Origin of the sequence: Agromyces subbeticus DSM 16689, assembly GCF_000421565.1 — a bacterium.
GTDB lineage: Bacteria > Actinomycetota > Actinomycetes > Actinomycetales > Microbacteriaceae > Agromyces > Agromyces subbeticus.
The window spans coordinates 14773-31913 of the sequence record NZ_ATXG01000001.1; the positions used below are offsets into that span (position 1 = coordinate 14773).

Annotated in this window: 17 protein-coding genes; 11 read left to right on the top strand and 6 right to left on the bottom strand. The window is 69.4% G+C overall.

The window, feature by feature from the left end; translation table 11 throughout:
* Positions 1 to 66 precede the first annotated feature (66 nt).
* Positions 67 to 558: a cupin domain-containing protein gene (locus H521_RS20485; protein WP_026481712.1), complete on the top strand. Its 492-nt coding sequence runs from the start codon at positions 67 to 69 to the stop codon at positions 556 to 558.
* A 10-nt stretch (positions 559 to 568) separates the two neighbouring features.
* On the opposite strand, the gene H521_RS0100080 is transcribed toward H521_RS20485, so the two are convergent.
* Positions 569 to 1342, bottom strand: a complete 774-nt coding sequence (locus tag H521_RS0100080) for a DUF4097 family beta strand repeat-containing protein (protein ID WP_022890992.1) — start codon at positions 1340 to 1342, stop codon at positions 569 to 571.
* Between the two features lie 171 nt (positions 1343 to 1513).
* Complete coding sequence (locus H521_RS0100085; RefSeq protein ID WP_022890993.1) at positions 1514 to 2347, bottom strand: alpha/beta fold hydrolase; 834 nt, start codon at positions 2345 to 2347, stop codon at positions 1514 to 1516.
* A gap of 132 nt (positions 2348 to 2479) precedes the next feature.
* On the opposite strand from H521_RS0100085, the gene H521_RS26350 reads away from it, so the two are divergent.
* Positions 2480 to 2983 (top strand): CGNR zinc finger domain-containing protein, encoded by a 504-nt coding sequence (locus H521_RS26350; RefSeq protein ID WP_022890994.1) that lies wholly within the window; start codon positions 2480 to 2482, stop codon positions 2981 to 2983.
* 9 nt (positions 2984 to 2992) lie between these two features.
* Here H521_RS26350 and H521_RS0100095 read toward each other — a convergent pair whose 3' ends face one another.
* Positions 2993 to 3649, bottom strand: a complete 657-nt coding sequence (locus H521_RS0100095) for a TetR/AcrR family transcriptional regulator (RefSeq protein WP_022890995.1) — start codon at positions 3647 to 3649, stop codon at positions 2993 to 2995.
* 145 nt (positions 3650 to 3794) lie between these two features.
* On the opposite strand from H521_RS0100095, the gene H521_RS0100100 reads away from it, so the two are divergent.
* Genes H521_RS0100100 through H521_RS0100115 form a run of 4 tightly spaced genes read left to right on the top strand, consistent with a single transcriptional unit; the run spans position 3795 to position 8113 of the window.
* The gene (locus tag H521_RS0100100) at positions 3795 to 5060 is read left to right on the top strand and encodes a sugar ABC transporter substrate-binding protein (RefSeq protein ID WP_022890996.1); all 1266 of its coding nucleotides are present in this window, start codon (positions 3795 to 3797) and stop codon (positions 5058 to 5060) included.
* Positions 5061 to 5062: 2 nt separating this feature from the next.
* The gene (locus tag H521_RS0100105; protein ID WP_022890997.1) at positions 5063 to 5986 is read left to right on the top strand and encodes a carbohydrate ABC transporter permease; all 924 of its coding nucleotides are present in this window, start codon (positions 5063 to 5065) and stop codon (positions 5984 to 5986) included.
* Complete coding sequence (locus H521_RS0100110) at positions 5986 to 6888, top strand: carbohydrate ABC transporter permease (protein ID WP_022890998.1); 903 nt, start codon at positions 5986 to 5988, stop codon at positions 6886 to 6888. Before H521_RS0100105 ends, H521_RS0100110 begins: the two co-directional genes overlap by 1 nt.
* A 58-nt stretch (positions 6889 to 6946) precedes the next feature.
* On the top strand, positions 6947 to 8113 hold the full coding sequence (locus tag H521_RS0100115; RefSeq protein WP_022890999.1) for a glycoside hydrolase family 1 protein: 1167 nt from the start codon (positions 6947 to 6949) through the stop codon (positions 8111 to 8113).
* Between the two features lie 12 nt (positions 8114 to 8125).
* On the opposite strand, the gene H521_RS0100120 is transcribed toward H521_RS0100115, so the two are convergent.
* The gene (locus H521_RS0100120; protein WP_026481717.1) at positions 8126 to 8668 is read right to left on the bottom strand and encodes a GNAT family N-acetyltransferase; all 543 of its coding nucleotides are present in this window, start codon (positions 8666 to 8668) and stop codon (positions 8126 to 8128) included.
* Between the two features lie 36 nt (positions 8669 to 8704).
* Here H521_RS0100120 and H521_RS0100125 point away from each other — a divergent pair, with 36 nt between their 5' ends.
* The 5 genes from H521_RS0100125 to H521_RS20500 all read left to right on the top strand — a co-directional run bounded on the left by H521_RS0100125 (position 8705) and on the right by H521_RS20500 (position 14698).
* On the top strand, positions 8705 to 9334 hold the full coding sequence (locus tag H521_RS0100125; RefSeq protein WP_026481718.1) for an ABC transporter ATP-binding protein: 630 nt from the start codon (positions 8705 to 8707) through the stop codon (positions 9332 to 9334).
* Positions 9331 to 10824 carry a hypothetical protein gene (locus H521_RS0100130; protein ID WP_040423447.1) on the top strand — a complete coding sequence of 498 codons (1494 nt, stop codon included), beginning with the start codon at positions 9331 to 9333 and terminating at the stop codon, positions 10822 to 10824. Before H521_RS0100125 ends, H521_RS0100130 begins: the two co-directional genes overlap by 4 nt.
* Before the next feature lie 40 nt (positions 10825 to 10864).
* Positions 10865 to 12388, top strand: a complete 1524-nt coding sequence (locus H521_RS0100135; RefSeq protein ID WP_022891002.1) for a peptide MFS transporter — start codon at positions 10865 to 10867, stop codon at positions 12386 to 12388.
* A gap of 208 nt (positions 12389 to 12596) precedes the next feature.
* A complete protein-coding gene (locus H521_RS20495; protein ID WP_022891003.1) occupies positions 12597 to 13367 on the top strand; it encodes a polyprenol monophosphomannose synthase in 771 nt (256 codons plus the stop codon).
* Positions 13368 to 13477: 110 nt separating this feature from the next.
* Positions 13478 to 14698 carry an MFS transporter gene (locus H521_RS20500; protein ID WP_022891004.1) on the top strand — a complete coding sequence of 407 codons (1221 nt, stop codon included), beginning with the start codon at positions 13478 to 13480 and terminating at the stop codon, positions 14696 to 14698.
* Here H521_RS20500 and H521_RS20505 read toward each other — a convergent pair.
* A complete protein-coding gene (locus H521_RS20505) occupies positions 14676 to 15590 on the bottom strand; it encodes an AraC family transcriptional regulator (RefSeq protein WP_022891005.1) in 915 nt (304 codons plus the stop codon). The genes H521_RS20500 and H521_RS20505 overlap by 23 nt on opposite strands.
* A gap of 48 nt (positions 15591 to 15638) precedes the next feature.
* Complete coding sequence (locus H521_RS0100155; protein WP_022891006.1) at positions 15639 to 17138, bottom strand: carboxylesterase/lipase family protein; 1500 nt, start codon at positions 17136 to 17138, stop codon at positions 15639 to 15641.
* Between the last annotated feature and the right edge of the window lie 3 nt (positions 17139 to 17141).

Sequence of the window (17141 nt, forward strand, 5' to 3'; positions counted from 1 at the left end):
CCGGTTCGGCAGCTTCCCGCCGAACGGCGGTGTCGGCGCAGAAGCTGCGGTCGTATCATCGGCGCTATGGACACTTCAGCTGGCCCTCACATCCTTCGTGCGGGTAAGGGTGACGTCACCGTCGAGCCGGGAATGCTCGATCGATACCTCCTCGAGAGCGCGGCCTCCGGAGGCAGCATCGCGCTCGTCGAGCACGTGCTCGACCCGAAGGTGCTGGCTGCCCCGATTCACCGGCACAGCCGCGAAGACGAATACTCGTTCGTGCTGGCGGGCACGCTCGGGGTGATCGAAGAGGGAGTCGAGATCACGGCGTCGCCGGGCGACCTGGTCACCAAGCTGCGCGGACGCTGGCACACCTTCTGGAACGCGGGCGACGACGAGCTCCGCGTGCTCGAGATCATCGTGCCGGGCGGCCTCGAGGCGATGTTCCGTCGATTCGGCGAGCCCGGCGGCGAGTACTCACCAGACACGCTTCCCGCGCTCGCGGCCGAGTACGGCGCTGACGTGGACTTCGAGGCGACGATGCCGCTGGTCGAGCGGCACGGGCTGGTGTTCTAGCGGGGGCCGCTCAGTCGCCCGTCACCGTGATCGCGCCGTTCGACGTCGCGAGGTCGAGCAGGAACTCGCCGGCGGCATCCTCGGCGATCTCGACGTCGACCGAGCCGTTCGACGTGTCGGTCGCCACTCGGTAGCCGGCACCGTCGGTCGGCACCGCGAGTTCGATCGCCCCGTTCGACGTGCGGGCGTCGACGTCTTGCGGCGTCGAGAGCAGCAGGTCGATGGCGCCGTTCGACGTTCTCGCCCGCACGCCCGTGCCGGCGAGGTCGCGGCCCTCGATGCGCCCGTTGCTCGTCTCGGCGTCGATGCCGCCCGTCACGTCGTCGAGTTCGACCCGGCCGTTGTTCGTCGAGACCTCGACGGCGTTCACCCCGGTGAGCTCGATCGAGCCGTTCGAGGTCGACCCGCGCACGTCGACACCGACCGGGAGCTCGATCGTGTAGTCGACGGTGCAGTTGCGACCGCAGCCGCTGAGCACGAGCACGTCGCCATCGACCTCGTGGGTCTCGCGCTCCGTTCGCTCGCCCCGGTACGAGACGGTGCGCGAGAGCTCGATGCCGGTCGCCCCTTCGACGCCGCGCACCGTGACGCTGCCGCCCGGCTCATCGATCTCGATGGTGCTCACCTGGTCGCTCAGGGTTGCGTCGTCGCTGAATCGTTCGGGCGGGGAGAGGAACGCGCAGCCGCTCAGCACCGCGGCGGTCGCCACGGCGATCGTTCCGGCGAGAACGGCGCGTGCCGTTCGTCTCGCACCGGCTGATCCGCGCGGTCGTGTGGCAGCCATGCGCAATTCAATCTCCCCTGTCGAAGAGCCCGGCACCTCGCCAGCCTCTCATTCGAGACTATCCATCGCGTTGCTCGCGGCGCCGTGGGGAAAACCCCCGCATGACCGTTCGCACACGCGTGAGCGGATGCCGCAGCATCCGCTCACTCTGCCGGAGTCGTGCTGCAAGCCCTACTTCACGAGGAAGGCGAGCAGCGCTTCGTTGACCTCGGCGCCGTGGGTCCAGAGCAGTCCGTGCGGCGCGCCCTCGATCTCGACGTAGTCGGCGGACGGCAGCCGCTTGGTGAACTCGCGGGCGGTCGCGTCGATGGGCAGGATGCGGTCGGCGGTGCCGTGCAGGATGAGCGCCGGCACGTCGATCTTCTCGATGTCGCCGCGGAAGTCGGTGAGCCACGACTGCACGACCGCCGAGGAGGCGAACCACGACGCGCCGGCCGCGACGTTCCAGCTGCCGCGCAATGCAGCCTCGCTGATGCGCGAGCCGAGGTTCTCGTCGAGGTTGTAGAAGTCTTGGTAGAAGCCGTCGAACCACGCGTAGCGGTCGGCCTTGGCGGTCTGCTCGATGCCCTCGAAGACCGAGGCGGGCACGCCCGTGGCGTTGTCGTCGGTCTGCAGCAGGAATGGCTCGAGCGAAGCGAGGAAGGCCGCTTTCGAGACGCGCTCGCTGCCGTACGTGCTCAGGTAGCGGGCGACCTCGCCCGTGCCCATCGAGAAACCGACGAGCACGGCGCCCCGCACGTCGAGCGTCTCGAGCACGGTGTTCAGGTCGGCGGCGAACGTGTCGTAGTCGTACCCGGTGGTCGGCTGGCTCGAGAGCCCGAAGCCGCGGCGGTCGTAGGTGATGACCCGGTAGCCCGCCTCGAGGAGGGCCGCCGACTGCTTCTCCCACGAGCGGCCGTTCAGCGGATAGCCGTGGATCAGCACGACCGGCTGCCCGGTGCCGTGGTCTTCGTAGTACAGCTCGATCGGGGTGCTGTTCTCGGTTCCGACGGTGATGGTCGACATGTCTCGCTCCTCGTGACTTCTACCTAACCGGTGTGGCTCGGTGTGTTGGTTATAACGAAACCATAGCGCGAACATTCCAACCTGTCTACCGAGTTATGATGGTTATAACTTTCCGTTCAGAATCGAGAGCCCATGTCCACCTCCCTGTTGCTCGACCTCGTGAATTCGCGGCTCGTGATCGGTGACCAGGTGCACGACGAGCTCGGCGACGACGCCGAGGCATCCGCTTGGCTGCACTCGCATGGTGCCGCAGGCTCGACGGCCGAGGTGGCCGACGCCCGGGCGGTGCGCGACGTGCTCGTGCCCTTCCTTCGAGGCGAAGCGGATGCCGCGGTGCTCGAACCGTGGGCCGGTGCGATGCGCAAGCGCGCCCGCGTCGGCGAGAGCGGTCTCGAGTGGGTCGACGAGGTCGACCCTGCGCGGGCGATCGGGGCGCGGGCTCTCGGCGAGTGGGCGGCGCTGCAGGGTGAACAGGGTTCCCGCATCCGGCCGTGCGCGGCGCACGACTGCCAGCACTTCCTCATCGACGAGAGTCGCGCGAACGCCCGCAAGTGGCATTCGATGGAGACGTGCGGCAATCGCGCGAAGGCGCGCAGGCACTACGCGAAGTCGAAGATCGCGGCTACAGCCGGCTGACCCGACGGATCAGTCGCGGGGCTCGAGCAGGTAGCCGCGTACGAACTCGTCGAACAGCGCGGTCATGTCGACGGTCTCATCGAGCAGCCACTGCTGCTGCAGGCCGTCCATCACGGCCGAGATGAGTCGCGCCGCGTGTGCCGTGTCGATGTCGGCGCGGATGAGCCCGTCGCGCTGCGCGTCGGCGAGCACTTGCCTGGCCGACGCCGCGCTCTCGGCGTAGCGGCGGGCGAACTCGTCGTGCGCCGGATGCTCGCTGTCGGTCGCCTCGGCCGAGATGACGGTGTAGAGCGAGGTGAGGCCTCGAGTGGTCTGGTTGTAGGCGACGACCTTGCGCACCTGCTCGAGCAGCGTGAACTCCGAGACGTCGCCCGCCGCCGACTGCACCCGGGCGTCGCGCTGGCGGAGCACCTCGGTGAAGAGTTCTTCCTTGCCCGCGAAGTGGTGCATGAGCCCCGCAGGGGTGAGGTTCACGCGCTTCGCGATCTCGCGCAGCGAGCCGCTGTGGAACCCGCTGCGACCGAAGACGACGAGCGCCGCATCCACGATCTCCTGGCGCTTGGCCTGCCCCTTCGCGTAACTGCCGCGCGCACCGCGCACGGGTCGAGAGACGGATGCCTCGCCGGCTGGCGTGCCGCCCCCGGCATCCGTCTCCGCCTGTCCCATATGGAGAATCTAGCGCACCCCGAGCCAAAAACCTATCGGTTGTAAGGTTTTTGAGTTATGGTGGTGGCGCACCAAGCCAGCAATGCAAGCGACCAATGGAGGCCGAGCGATGAATCGATGGAGATCGAACCGAGGGTTGCGACGGGTGACGACGGCCGGCGCCGTCGTCGCGGCCGGCGCGATCATGTTGACCGGATGCGGGCGAGGCGACGGGGGCGGCGCAGGCGGCCCCGAGAGCAAGGGCGCCATCAACGACGAGCCGGCGACCGGCACGGTCGAAGTCTGGGCGATGGGCAACGAGGGCGAGGTGCTCGGCGAGCTCGCGAAGCAGTTCGAAGAGGAGAACCCCGACGTCACGATCGACGTCACCGCGGTGCCGTGGGAGAGTGCGCACGACCGCATCGCGACGTCGATCGCCGGTGGCGAGACGCCCGACATCTCGATGCTCGGCACGACGTGGGTCGGCGAGTTCGCCGCGACCGGCGCGTTCGAGCCGACGCCCGACGGCCTCGTCGACGAGGGCGACTTCTTCGAGGGATCGTGGGACACCACGATCGTCGACGAGGTGGCCTACGGCGTGCCGTGGTACGTCGACACCCGCGTGCTCTACTACCGCACCGATCTGGCCGAGGCGGCCGGCGTCGAGGCGCCCGAGACGTGGGACGAGTACAAGGCCTTCGCGAAGGCGCTGCAGCAGCAGGGCGCGACTTCGGGCGTCTCGTTGCCGCCGGGCGGCTTCGACTCCTGGCAGTACGTGACCCCGCTCGCCTGGCAGCAGGGCGGCGACATCCTCGCCGATGACGGCACGACGTTCACGCTCGACAGCCCCGAATGGAAAGAGGCGTTCGAGTTCTACGCGAGCTTCTTCGAAGAGGGCATCTCCGAGCCCGTGCGGCTCGAGGGCGGCGAGATCGAGCAGAAGTTCATCTCGGGCGAGGTCGGCTCGTTCTACAGTGGCCCGTACCACGTGAGCCTCCTGCTCGAGCAGGGCGGCCCTGAGTTCGCTGACAAGTTCGCCGTCGCGATGGTGCCGGGCGCCGACAGTCGCACGAGCTTCACGGGCGGTGGCAACCTCGCCGTCTTCGACGACAGCGAGAACCGCGACGCCTCCTGGAAGTTCGTGCGTTGGCTGAGCGAGCCCGAGACCCAGGTCGCCTGGTACGACATCTCGAGCGACCTGCCGAGCGTGCAGGCGGCGTGGGACGACCCGGTGTTCGCGGATGACCCGTACCTCAGCGTCTTCGGCGAGCAGCTGGCCGACTCCAAGGCGCCGCCGGCGATTCCGACCTGGGCGCAGGTCTCGGCGGTCATCGACCAGGAGCTCGAGAAGGTCACCCGCGGTGAGACGAGCGTCGACGACGCGCTCGCCGCGGTGCAGCAGCAGGCCGAGTCGATCGGCACCGGCCAGTAGCGATGGTCGCCCTCACCCCGTCGGCTCCGACGCGTGCCCGTGCGGCATCGCGCCGGAGCCGGCGCGCCACGCTCATCGCGTGGGGCTTCGCCGCCCCGTTCGTGATCCTCTTCCTCGTCTTCATGGCTGGCCCCATCGTGGCGTCGCTGCTGATGAGCTTCACCGACCTCACGACTCGCGACCTGCAGACGCCGTTCAACGTCAACGTCGTTGGCTTCGAGAACTACGCGAAGCTCTTCGACGACCCGCGTTTCCTGCGCTCGCTGCTGAACACGGGCATCTTTGTGATCGTCGGCGTGCCCGTGACGATGGCGCTCGCGCTCGCCGTGGCGCTCGCGCTGAACACCGGCATCGCGAAGTTCCGCACGGTCTTCCGGGTCGGCTACTACGCGCCGGTCGTCACGTCGATCGTCGCGATCGCGATCGTGTGGCGGTTCATCCTGCAGCCCGACGGCCTGCTCAACGCCTTTCTCGGCTGGTTCGGCATCAACGGGCCCGACTGGCTGCAGTCGACGACGTGGGCGTTGCCGTCGCTCATCCTCATGGCCGTGTGGCGCAACATCGGCACGCTCATGGTGATCTTCTTGGCGGGCCTGCAGGGCGTGCCGAAAGAACACCACGAGGCGGCGATGGTCGACGGGGCGAACGCGTTCCAGCGCTTCGGCAACATCACGCTGCCCGCGATGCGGCCGACGCTGCTCTTCGCCGCGGTGATTACGGGCATCGGCTTCCTGCAGTTCTTGGAGGAGCCGTTCGTGATGACTCGCGGCGGCCCGCTCGACTCGACGCTCTCGACGGCGATGTACACCTACAACCAGTTCGGGTTCGGTAACTACTCGTTCGCGTCCGCCGCGAGCTACGTGCTGTTCCTCGCGATCGTGGCGCTGTCGCTGATCCAGTTCCGGCTGCTCGGAAAGAAGGACTGATGTCGTCGACCACCGGCAACGCCCCGGTGACGGATGTCGCCCGCTCCGCGGCATCCGCTGCCCCGCCGAACCGCACCGGGCGTCGTCGACCGCGCCCGAAGTGGTGGCTCTACGTCGTGCTGAGCGTCGGGCTCGTCGCGATGGTCATGCCGTTCGTATGGATGATCCTCGGTTCGTTCAAGACCACGGCCGAGATCCGCCAGTACCCGACGAACTTCTGGCCGATCGACCCGACCGTCGAGAACTACACGCAACTGTTCGGTCGGCTGGACTTCACGACCTTCTTCACGAACAGCATCATCGTCGCGGTCTTCGTGACCCTCGGCAACATCGTGTTCTCGTCGATGGTCGGCTACGCGCTCGCCAAGCTCGAGTTCCGCGGCAAGCGCCTGCTCTTCGTGCTCGTGCTCGCGACGCTCATGGTGCCGGGAGTCGTGACGTTCGTGCCGCTCTTCGTGCTGACCGCGAACCTCGGGCTCGTGAACTCCTACCCCGGGCTGATTCTGCCGTTCCTGATCACGCCGCTCGGGGTGTTCCTCATGCGGCAGTTCATGTTGAGCCTGCCCGACGACATCATCGAGGCCGCGCGCATCGACGGCGCGAGCGAGTGGCGCATCTTCCTCAGGGTGATCATGCCGCTCTGCGGGCCCGCGGTCGCGACGCTCACGATCCTCACGTTCCTCGCGAGCTGGAACAACTTCCTCTGGCCACTCGTGGTCGCGACGAGCGAAGACAAGTACACCCTGCCGGTCGCGCTCGCGCTCTACTCGGTGGGCCAGAACGCGGCGCAGTACGGCCTCATGATGGCGGGCGCCGTCGTCGTGGTCGTGCCCGTGCTGCTCATCTTCGTGGTGTTGCAGCGCTACTTCGTGCAGGGCATCGCGCTCACCGGAATCAAGTGACGGATTCGGCCGCGACCACGCAACAAGCAAGCAACACGCAACAAGCAAGGAGACCTGGATGACCGACATCCGCTTCCCCGACGGCTTCCTCTGGGGTGCCTCGACCGCCGCGCACCAAGTGGAGGGCAACAACGTCAACTCCGACTGGTGGCAGCGCGAGCACGGGCACTTGCCCGGTGCCCCGGTGGAGTCGCCCTCGGGTGACGCGGCCGACAGTTTCCACCGCTACCCCGAAGACATGGCGTTGCTCGCCGATGCCGGGCTGAACTCGTACCGGTTCAGCATCGAGTGGGCGCGCATCGAGCCCGAAGAGGGGTTCGTCTCGCGGGCGATGATCGACCACTACCGGCGCATGGTCGACACCGCGCGCGGCCTCGGCCTCGAGCCGATGGTGACGCTGCACCACTTCACGAACCCGATCTGGTTCGCGCGCGACGGCGGCTGGCTGACGGATGCCTCGGTCGACCGCTTCGCTCGCTTCGTCGAGGCCGCGCTGCCGATCATCGACGGCGTCGACCTCGTCTGCACGATCAACGAGCCCAACATGGTGTCGGTGCTCGCCGACCCCGAGGTCGGGTTCCCGTCGATCGGGCTTCCGCCGGGCGTGCCGCACGTGACCGACCGACTGATCGCGGCGCACAAACGCGCCGCCGGGTTGGTGCGGGGCGCAGGCAGCAAGGCCGGCTGGTCGGTGGCGACGCAGGCGTATCAGGCCGAGCCCGGTGCCGAGCGGGTGGCCGCAGACTACGGGTGGTCTCGCGAAGACGTGTTCCTCGACGCAGCATCCGGCGACGACTGGGTGGGGGTGCAGGCGTACACGCGCACGAAGATCGGCGCCGACGGGCCTCTGCCGATTCCGGATGCCGCGGAGCGCACGCTCACCGGCTGGGAGTACTACCCGGCGGCGATCGGCGACGGCATCCGTAATTCGTGGGCGCGCAACGGACTGCCGGTCTACGTGACCGAGAACGGTATCGCGACCGCCGATGACGCACGCCGCGTCGACTACACGCGGGGCGCACTGCAGGCGGTCGGTGCGGCCATGGCCGACGGTGTCGACGTGCGCGGCTACCTGCACTGGAGCGCGCTCGACAACTACGAGTGGGGCAGCTTCCGCCCGACGTTCGGTCTCATCGGCTGGGACCCGCAGACCTTCGAGCGCCGGCCGAAGCCGAGCCTCGCCTGGCTCGGCGAGGTCGCGCGGGCCGGTGCCGTCGAGGGCTGACGGAAGCGCGGATCAGGCGGCGACCTCGAGGACGATCTCGAGGCCGTCCTCCTCGTCCCACTGCTCGCCGACGGCGACGAAACCGTACTGATCGATGAGTGCTCGTGACGCGTGATTCTCAGGGCTGATCGTCGCGCGGACCGTCCGCACTCGGGCGTCGTCAGCCGCGGCCGCGAGCAGCGTCTCGAGCGCGATGCGGGCGTAGCCGCGTCGTCGCTGTGCGGGGTCGACTCGGTATCCGATCTCGACCATGCCGTTCTCGTCTGGCTGCCCGTGGAAACCGGCGAGGCCGACGGCGGCGGTCTCGCCGTCGACCAGGATGAAGCGCGTGACCCACGGGGCATCCGCCGGCGTGTGCGCGAGCTGAGCGCTGCGCATGCGCCAGAGCCCCGCGCACTCGGGGCCGGCGAGATAGGGCGTGATGGCTTCGCTACCGGTGAGGTCATCGAGGACTGCGCCCGTTGCCAGCGCATCGATCAGCGCCGGCTGGATCTGCTCGAGCCGGAGTGCCGTCGATGTCGCTGGCGGCCGCCATGGCGCGTCGGTGATCGTCATGGTCGTATCCTCGCAGGGCGCTGCGATGATGGATCCGTGATCGAAGTCATCGGTGCGAGCGTCGCGGTCGACGGCGTCACGATGCTCAACCCGGTGACGCTGCAGGCGCGCCGTGGCGACGTCGTCGCGATCCGGGGTGCGAACGGTTCGGGCAAGACCACATTGCTTCGGCTGTTGACGGGGCAGCTCTCGCCATCGACCGGAACGGTCACGGTCAACGGCAGCGTGCCCGACCCGCGCGAGCCGGCGTTCCGTGCGCGCATCGCCGGCATGATCGGGCTGCCTCCGTTCGCGCGCGATCTCACGCTCCGCGAGCACGCGACGCTCGTAGGCGCGACATGGGGGTGGAGCGTCGAAGCGTCGCGCGCGGCGGCCGAGGAGGTGCTCGATCAGCTCGGGCTCGCGCGACTGGTCGACCGCTTTCCACACGAACTCTCGTCTGGCCAGACGCAATTGGCCGGTCTTGCCGTGACGCTGGTGCGCCCGAGTGAGGTCATCGTGCTCGATGAACCGGAGCAACGGCTCGATCAGGACCGCCTCGGCGGCGTGCTCCGTCTCCTTCGGGGCCGCCAGCGAGACGGCGCGACGGTCATCGTCGCCACTCACGACGATCGGGTCGTGACCGAACTGCAGGCGACGCCGGTGCACCTCGCGGAGGCGGCGTGACCGACCCCATGCGAACGGTGCTGGCGGTGTGGCGCAGCCGGCACGATCGATCGCTCGCCGAGGCGTCGTACACCGTGTATCTCGTCATCATGATCGCCCTGGTGACGATCGCACCGCTCGTGCGCGGGGTCTGGCTCGTGGCGACCGACGCTGCGCTCGCCGCGGCCGTCGCGCCGACGACCGCCGCACCGATCGCCGGTGTCGTCGTCGCATCGGTCTGGGTCGTCGCACTCGTCGCCGGTCATGTGCGTGGGCCCGTCGTCTTCGAGCCCTTCCTCGCTCACGTGCTCACCGGCGGCCCGATTCCTCAGCGCACGGCGTTCGCGCGTACGGTGTCGATCACCGTGGGTGTGAGCAGCGCCATCGGCGCGGCCGTCGCAGGATGCCTCTCCCTCGCGTGGAACACGGCAGGCGCCCTGACGGGAGTCGGCGGGTCAGCGGCGGTGCTGGCGGGAGCGGCGTGCGGTGCTCTCGCAGCAGTCCTCTGGCTCGTCGGTCAGTGCGCCGGCGACCGCGCGCTGGCCGTCGGCGTCGGGGTGGTGACGACGTCGCTCGTGGCGGCGGTGACCCTTCCCTCGTCGTGGGTGTTCAGCCCGGTCGGCTGGGTGATGGCGGCGTACGCGCGGGCAGGGGAACCGGGCCCCGCATTCGCGCTCATGGGCCTGGCGGCGCTCGGCCTCGCGCTGACGCCGAGACTCACTGCGCGACTGAACCCCGCAACTGTCGTCCGTCAATCCCGTCAGTGGGCGAGTGTGCGCCTGCACGCCGGAACCCTCGACTTCTCCGCCTCAGCGGCCACCTACCAACCGCTCCCACGGCGCGGCCGGTCCAGGTTCGCCATTCGGGGGGCGCCCTTGCTCGCGCTGGTGGTGTTCGTTCGCGACGCGCGCGCTGCGATTCGAACGCCGCCACGGCTCACGACGAGCGTCATCGGGCTCGTGTGCTGTGGTGCACTGGTCACGCTCGCCGCCACTGCCGTCCCAACCGCGTGGATGCTGTCTGCAGCAGCCGGCCTCGTGGCGTACGCGGCGGTCGGGGCGGTCAGCGACGGCATCCGGCACGCCATCGAGGCCGCGGCAGCACTCCCGCTCTACGGACTGAGCGACCTCGCGATGCTGGCTGCGCATGTCCTCTTCCCGATCCTCGTCACGATCGTCGCGGTCACGATCGGCGCGATCGGATTCTCCGTCCTCGCCCCGACGGCCACCTGGACCGCGATCGCGGCGGCGCTTGCGCTCGCCGTCAGCGTGGTCGCGATCCGAGTGATGAATGCGCTCAAGCCGCCGCTCCCCATCGCGCTGCTCGTGCCGATCCCGACGCCGGCGGGCGATGCCGCCGCGCTCAACCGGGTGCTCTGGGCTGTAGACGGGCTGATCTTCGCGGCTCTCGCGGGACTCGCGGCGTCGGCCGCCGCGGGCACCGTTCTTCCCGCGCTGATCCTCTTCGTCGCCGTCCTCGCGGTCTCCTCCTTCAGGTGGAAACGCCGCTGATTCCCGATGCGCCGGCTCGCCGGGGAGTAGGGTGACCGGCATGGGCAGCGTCACCGAACCTGCCCCGGGGGAGTACGGGCCGCCCGAGCCGAGGGGAACCGGCGACGGTGACCCGTCGCGCGACACTCGGGGCGACCACGGCTTCTTCGGGCAGCCGCGATCACTCGTGCACATCTTCGGCGTCGAGATGTGGGAGCGCTTCAGCTTCTACGGCATGCAGGGCATCCTGCTGATCTACCTGTACTTCTCGGTCGCCGATGGCGGCCTCGGTATGAACCAGGCGGAGGCCGCGGGCATCGTCGGGGCGTACGGCGGAGGGGTGTACCTCTCCACGATCCTCGGCGCGTGGATCGCCGACCGGTTGCTCGGCAGCGAGAAGGTGCTCTTCTACAGCGCCATGGTCATCATGGCCGGGCACATCGCCCTCGCACTCATCCCGGGGTTCCTCGGTGTCGGCGTCGGCCTCGTGCTCGTCGCCTTCGGCTCGGGCGGTCTCAAGGCGAACGCCACGAGCGTCGTCGGCACCCTGTACTCCGAAGACGACCCGCGCCGCGATGCCGGGTTCTCGATCTTCTACCTCGGCATCAACCTCGGCGCGTTCTTCGGCCCGATCCTCACCGGACTGCTGCAGCAGGAGGCGGGCTTCCACTGGGGCTTCGGCCTCGCCGCAGTCGGCATGGCGTTCGGCCTCATCCAGTACTCCTTCGGTCGCAAGAGCCTGCCGCCCGAGGCATCCGTGGTGCCGAACCCGCTGCCCCGCGATCGCATCGGACTCATGATCGGTGTCGCCGTGGCATCCGTGGTGGTCATCGTCGTGCTCGTGCTCACCGGTCTCATCACGGCGACCAACCTCGTCACGTGGGTGATCGGCGCGGTCGTCGTCGCCGCGGTGGCGTACTTCATCGTGATCCTCTCGAGCCGGCGCATCTCGGGCATCGAGCGCAGCCGGGTCGTAGGGTTCATTCCGCTCTTCGTCGCGAGTGTGGCGTTCTGGTCGCTCTATCAGCAGCAGTTCACGGTGCTCACGATCTACGCCGACGAGCAGCTGAACCGCGACCTCTTCGGCTGGACCATGCCGATCTCGTGGGTGCAGTCGATCAACCCGATCTTCATCATCATCCTGTCGGGCGTCTTCGCGGCGATCTGGACGAAGCTCGGCACCCGCCAGCCGTCGACGCCGATCAAGTTCGCGCTCGGCACGGCGATCATGGGTGTCGCGTTCCTGCTGTTCATCCCGTTCGCCGGCGGCGGTGCCAACTCGACGCCGCTGCTCGCGATCGTCGGCATCCTCTTCGTCTTCACCGTCGCCGAACTGCTGCTGTCACCGGTCGGGCTCTCGGTGACGACCAAGCTCGCACCGAAGGTCTTCCACACCCAGATGGTGGCGCTCTTCTTCCTGTCGGTCTCGCTCGGCACGGCGATCTCGGGACAGCTCGCGACCTTCTACTCGGCCGACAACGAGATCGTCTACTTCGGCGTGCTCGGCGGCATCGCGATCCTCCTCGGCGCCGGGCTCGCACTCGGCAGCCGGGGCGTGCTGAAGCTCATGGCCGGGGTGCGCTGAGCGCTTTTACTGGGGCGGCGTCGAATTCGGGCGTGCGCTCTGCTTCGACGGTATGCCAGTTCTGCCTCATCGATGAGGCGGAACTGGCATACCGTGTGGGGAAGGCTCGTCCCGCTACGATGCCGGAGAGCCCATGGCTCGCGCCGAGCAGCCCGGCGCGCCATCCCGAGTAACCCCGACGCCCATCCCGAGAAGCACGGAGAGCGGATTGCCCCGACCGCTGGTGGTCATCCCCACCTACAACGAGCGCGAGAACATCGTTGCGATCGTGGCCCGCGTACGGGCGGCGGTGCCTGCGGCATCCGTGCTCATCGTCGACGACTCGTCTCCTGACGGCACCGGCGTGCTCGCCGACGAATTGGCCGCAGCGGATGCCTCGGTGCGCGTGCTGCACCGCACCGAGAAGAACGGCCTGGGTGCCGCCTACCTCGACGCCTTCGCGTGGGCGCTCGCCGAGGGGTTCGACCCGATCGTGCAGATGGACGCCGACGGTTCGCACCTGCCCGAGCAACTGCCGCGCCTGCTCGACGCGCTCGCCGGCCCGGTCGACCTCGTGATCGGATCGCGGTGGATCGACGGCGGCTCCATCGAGAACTGGCCCCGTCACCGGCAGCTGCTCTCGCGCGGCGGCAGCGCCTATGCGAGATGGGTGCTGCGACTGCTGACGAGGGATGCCACGGCGGGATACCGGGCGTTCCGTGCCGGCGCGCTGCGGCGCATCCGCCTCGACGATGTGCACACGCGCGGCTATGGATTCCAGGTCGACATGCTGTGGCACGCGCGTGAAGCCGGGCTCACGGTCGTCGAGGTTCCCGTGACGTTCGTCGAGCGCGAGCGCGGCCGCTCGAAGATGAGCGCTGGCATCGTCGTGGAGGCGATGCTGCGCGTCACCGGTTGGGGCATCCGCAGCCGGTTCGGACACCGCGTGCCGAAGCCGGTCGTGCCCGACGACCCGGCCACGAAGCCGTCGCGAAGCTGACGGCCGCTGCCTCCGGTTCGATCGCGGAGCATCGGTCGGGTCGCGGCGACGATCGGTCGGGTGAGCTGCGGCTCGTCGCGTGAGGCTTGGAGCAGACCAGAAGGAGCTCCATGTCGTCGAATACGCTCACCACCCCGGAGTCGTCCGCATCCTCGTCCGCGTCTGCGAACGAGACCGCGCCGGCCCCGGTGCCCCGGGCCGCCTGGCTCGCGGTCGTCTCGCTCGGGCTCGGCATCTTCACGCTCGTCGCGAGCGAGTTCCTGCCGGCGAGCCTGCTCTCGCCGATCGCCGCCGAACTCGGCATCTCCGAGGGCGCCGCCGGCCAGCTCGTCACCGCGACCAGCATCATCGGCATCATCGGCGGCCCGCTCGTCGTCTCGGGCCTGCCGCGCGTGAACCGCCGCTGGGTCATGGCCGGGCTCACGACGCTCGCGATCATCTCGAACGTGCTCGTCGCGCTGTCGCCGGTGTTCGGCCTCATGCTCGCCTCGCGGCTGCTGCTCGGCATCGCGATCTCGGGCTTCTGGGCCATGTCGCTCGCCGTCACGGCGCAGCTCGTGCCGTCCGATCGCCTGGGCCGCGCGATGACGGTCGTGAACGCGGGCGTCTCGCTCGCGACGATCGCGGCGGTGCCCGCCGGCGCGTTCCTCGGTGAGCTGCTCGGCTGGCGCGCAGTGTTCCTGATCGCCGCTGGCGCCGGGGTGCTCACGCTCGCCGCGCAACTCGCGACGCTGCCGTCGATCCCGCCGACCGGTGCGCCGGGTTTCCGCACCCTGCTGCAGACCGCGCGCCGCCCGGTCGTCGCCCTCGGCATCCTCGCGATCACGCTCATCGCGGGCGGGCACTTCATGGGCTTCACCTACCTGCGGCCCGCGTTCGAATCTGTCGACGGGCTCACCCCGGCACTGCTCGCCCTGCTCCTCGTCGTCTACGGTCTCGCGAACTTCATCGGCAACCTCGCCGCCGGACCGATCGCCGACCGGCGCCTCTCGGTGCTCGTGATCGCGGCGCCTGTCGCGATCGGCGCGGCCACCGTGCTGTTTGCGCTCCTCGGCTCGAACCTCGCGCTCGCCATCGTGACGGTGTTCGTCTGGGGTGTGGGCTTCGGCGCGGTGCCGACGATGGTGCAGACCTGGATCGCGCGGGTCGCTCCCGACCGGCTCGAGAGCGCCGGCGGGCTCGTCGTCGCGGCGTTCCAGATCGCCATCACGATCGGTGCGGCGGTCGGCGGGCTGCTCGTCGACTCGGTCGGCGTGCAGGCGGCGCTCATCGGCGGCGGCATCGCCGCGGTGCTCGGTGCGGGTGTGCTCAGCTCGGCACGGAAGCGCTGAGCCGCCAGCGGCTCGGAGCGACGCCGGCGTAGCGTCGGAAGGCCCGGCTGAATCCGGCGTCGCTCTCGTAGCCGAGCTGGTAGGCGATGTCGGTGACGGATGCCCCGGTGCGGAGCATCCCCTCGGCTCGCTCCATGCGCACTCGCGTGAGGTAGCGCGCGGGGGTGTCGCCGACGGCGTCCTTGAACTGCTCGGCGAACTGCGAACGCGAGGCGCTCGCGAGGCGCGCGAGGGACTCGACGGTCCAGGGCGAACCCGGATCGTCGTGGATCGCATCGAGCGCACGCCCGAGATGCGGATCGCGGGCGGGCGCGAGCCAGGCGCGCGCGTCGCCGCAGCCGCGCTCGAGCCAGATGCGCACGGCAGCGGATGCCACGATGTCGGCGAGTCGCTCGATGACCGATCCACTGCCCGGCCGACCGCTCGACGACTCGCGGTGCATCGTATCGAGCAGCGACGCGAAGATCGGCTCGTGCACGCGGAATCCGCACGTGAAGAGCACCCGCGGCATCGCCTCGGCGACGATCGCGTCACCGCCGTCGAGGGCGAGCGAGCCGCTCAGCAGCATCGTCGCCGTGGTCGCGTGCTGATGCGCCTCGCCGCCGTCGGGGAGGAGCACGAAGTCGCCGGCCTGCATGCTGAGGGGGTCGTCGCCCGAGCGCCGGAGTTCGAGTGCGCCCGACGCGACGTAGTGGAAGCGGATGCCGGGCCGGGCGGCATCGTGCACTGCCTCGCCCGCCGCGAGCTCACGGTGCCCGAACTCGAGCACGCGCCAGTGCAGGCGCTCGAGCACGGCGCTGATCACCGCGGCGTCGGTGCCGTCGGCGAGTGCGGCCGCGGTCGCGGCACAGCGTTCGATCACGGCGGTGGTCGCAGCATCCGGTGCCCTCATGAGAGGTGCAAGCTCGGCGCCGCGCCGATCATTCCCGCGCCGCCATCCTCACCCCGCGAGTAACGGGCGCACGCTCGCGTAGCCGTCGCCCGCGACGCTCGACGGCAGGTCGAAGATGCGCGTCTCGCCCGCGGCATCCGTGAACCTCGGCCACGACGGCGCGCCGTCGCGCACGAACGCGACGGCATCGCGGTGCACGTCGTCGGCGAGCGCCTGCGACGGGTGATCGCCCGCGAGTGCGGCGATGCGGTCGGCGCCGATGCAATCGAAGAAGAACGGCACGTCGAGGCAGTGCACGGCGCTGCCGAACTTGGGCGAACGCCACGAGAAGCGGTAGAGCCAGGTGGGCGCCGGCCCGCGCGCCTCCGCGATGCGCAGCGCGAGCGTGCGGAACATGCGGTCGGTGATGTACCGGCCGACGACAGCCGCCGTGCCGCGCTTGCGAACATCGCGATTGGCGGCGAGGTACTCCCGGCGCACCGGGCCGGTGAGTCCGACCTTGCCGAGCATGAGCGCGGCGGGCACCCAGCGCAACTTGTCTTTCGCCTCATCGAGGATCATGGAGAACTCGTCGTCGACGGTGCCGAGCACGAGCGGCTTGTCGGCCCCGATGCCGGCGGCGATCGCATCGACGGTCGCGTGCGGAATCAGTTGCCCGTCGATCACCGGGCCGAGGCTGAGACCGTCGTCGATGAAGCCCTGCAGCAGTTCCATCGGCGTGCCGCCCGGCTGCGGGCCGCTGAGCTGCTGCTGCAACTCGAACACGCGCTCTTCGCTCAGCGACGACAGCCCCGCACGAGTCGGCTCGACGCCACCGAGGGCCGTGAGCTTGCGCCCGAATGCCTCGGCGTGCGCGGGAGTGACGTCGGCGGCCGCGCCCGAGATGCTGTAGATGCCGGCGAAGAGCGGCTGCGCACTGGGCATGCCGAGCAGCGTGAGCACCGCCCCGCCGCCAGCCGACTGGCCTGCGATCGTGACTCGCGCCGGGTCGCCGCCGAACGCCGCGATGTTGTCGCGCACCCACTCGAGGGCGAGTAGCCAGTCGAGCACGCCGCGGTTGAGCGGGGCATCCTCGATCCAGCCGAAGCCGTCGAAGCCGAGGCGGTACGAGATCGACACGGTGACGACGCCGTCGCGGTTGAACGCCGCACCGTCGTACCAAGGGCTCGCGGGGGAGCCCGCGAAGTAGCCGCCGCCGTGGATGTAGACGAGCACCGGCAGCGCGGCGCCCGAGGCAGGGGCCGGGGTGAAGACGTTGACGTTGAGCGTCGAGTCGCCCGGGATCGCCGGCTCGGGAATGAGTGTGGGCTCGGCGTCGTCGCGATGCGCGGTCGCGCCGTACTCGAGTGCATCTCGCACACCCGGCCATGGCGCGCGCGGCACCGGCGCTGCGAAGCGCAGCTCGCCGACGGGCGGCTCGGCGAAGGGGATGCCGAGGAAGGCGGCGGATGCCCCGGGGCCGCCCGGTTCGCCGCGCCATGCGCCGCGAACCCGGCCGGCGATGGTGTCGACCTCGACGAAGGTGACGGCGGTGGTGGTGTCGGTCACGCT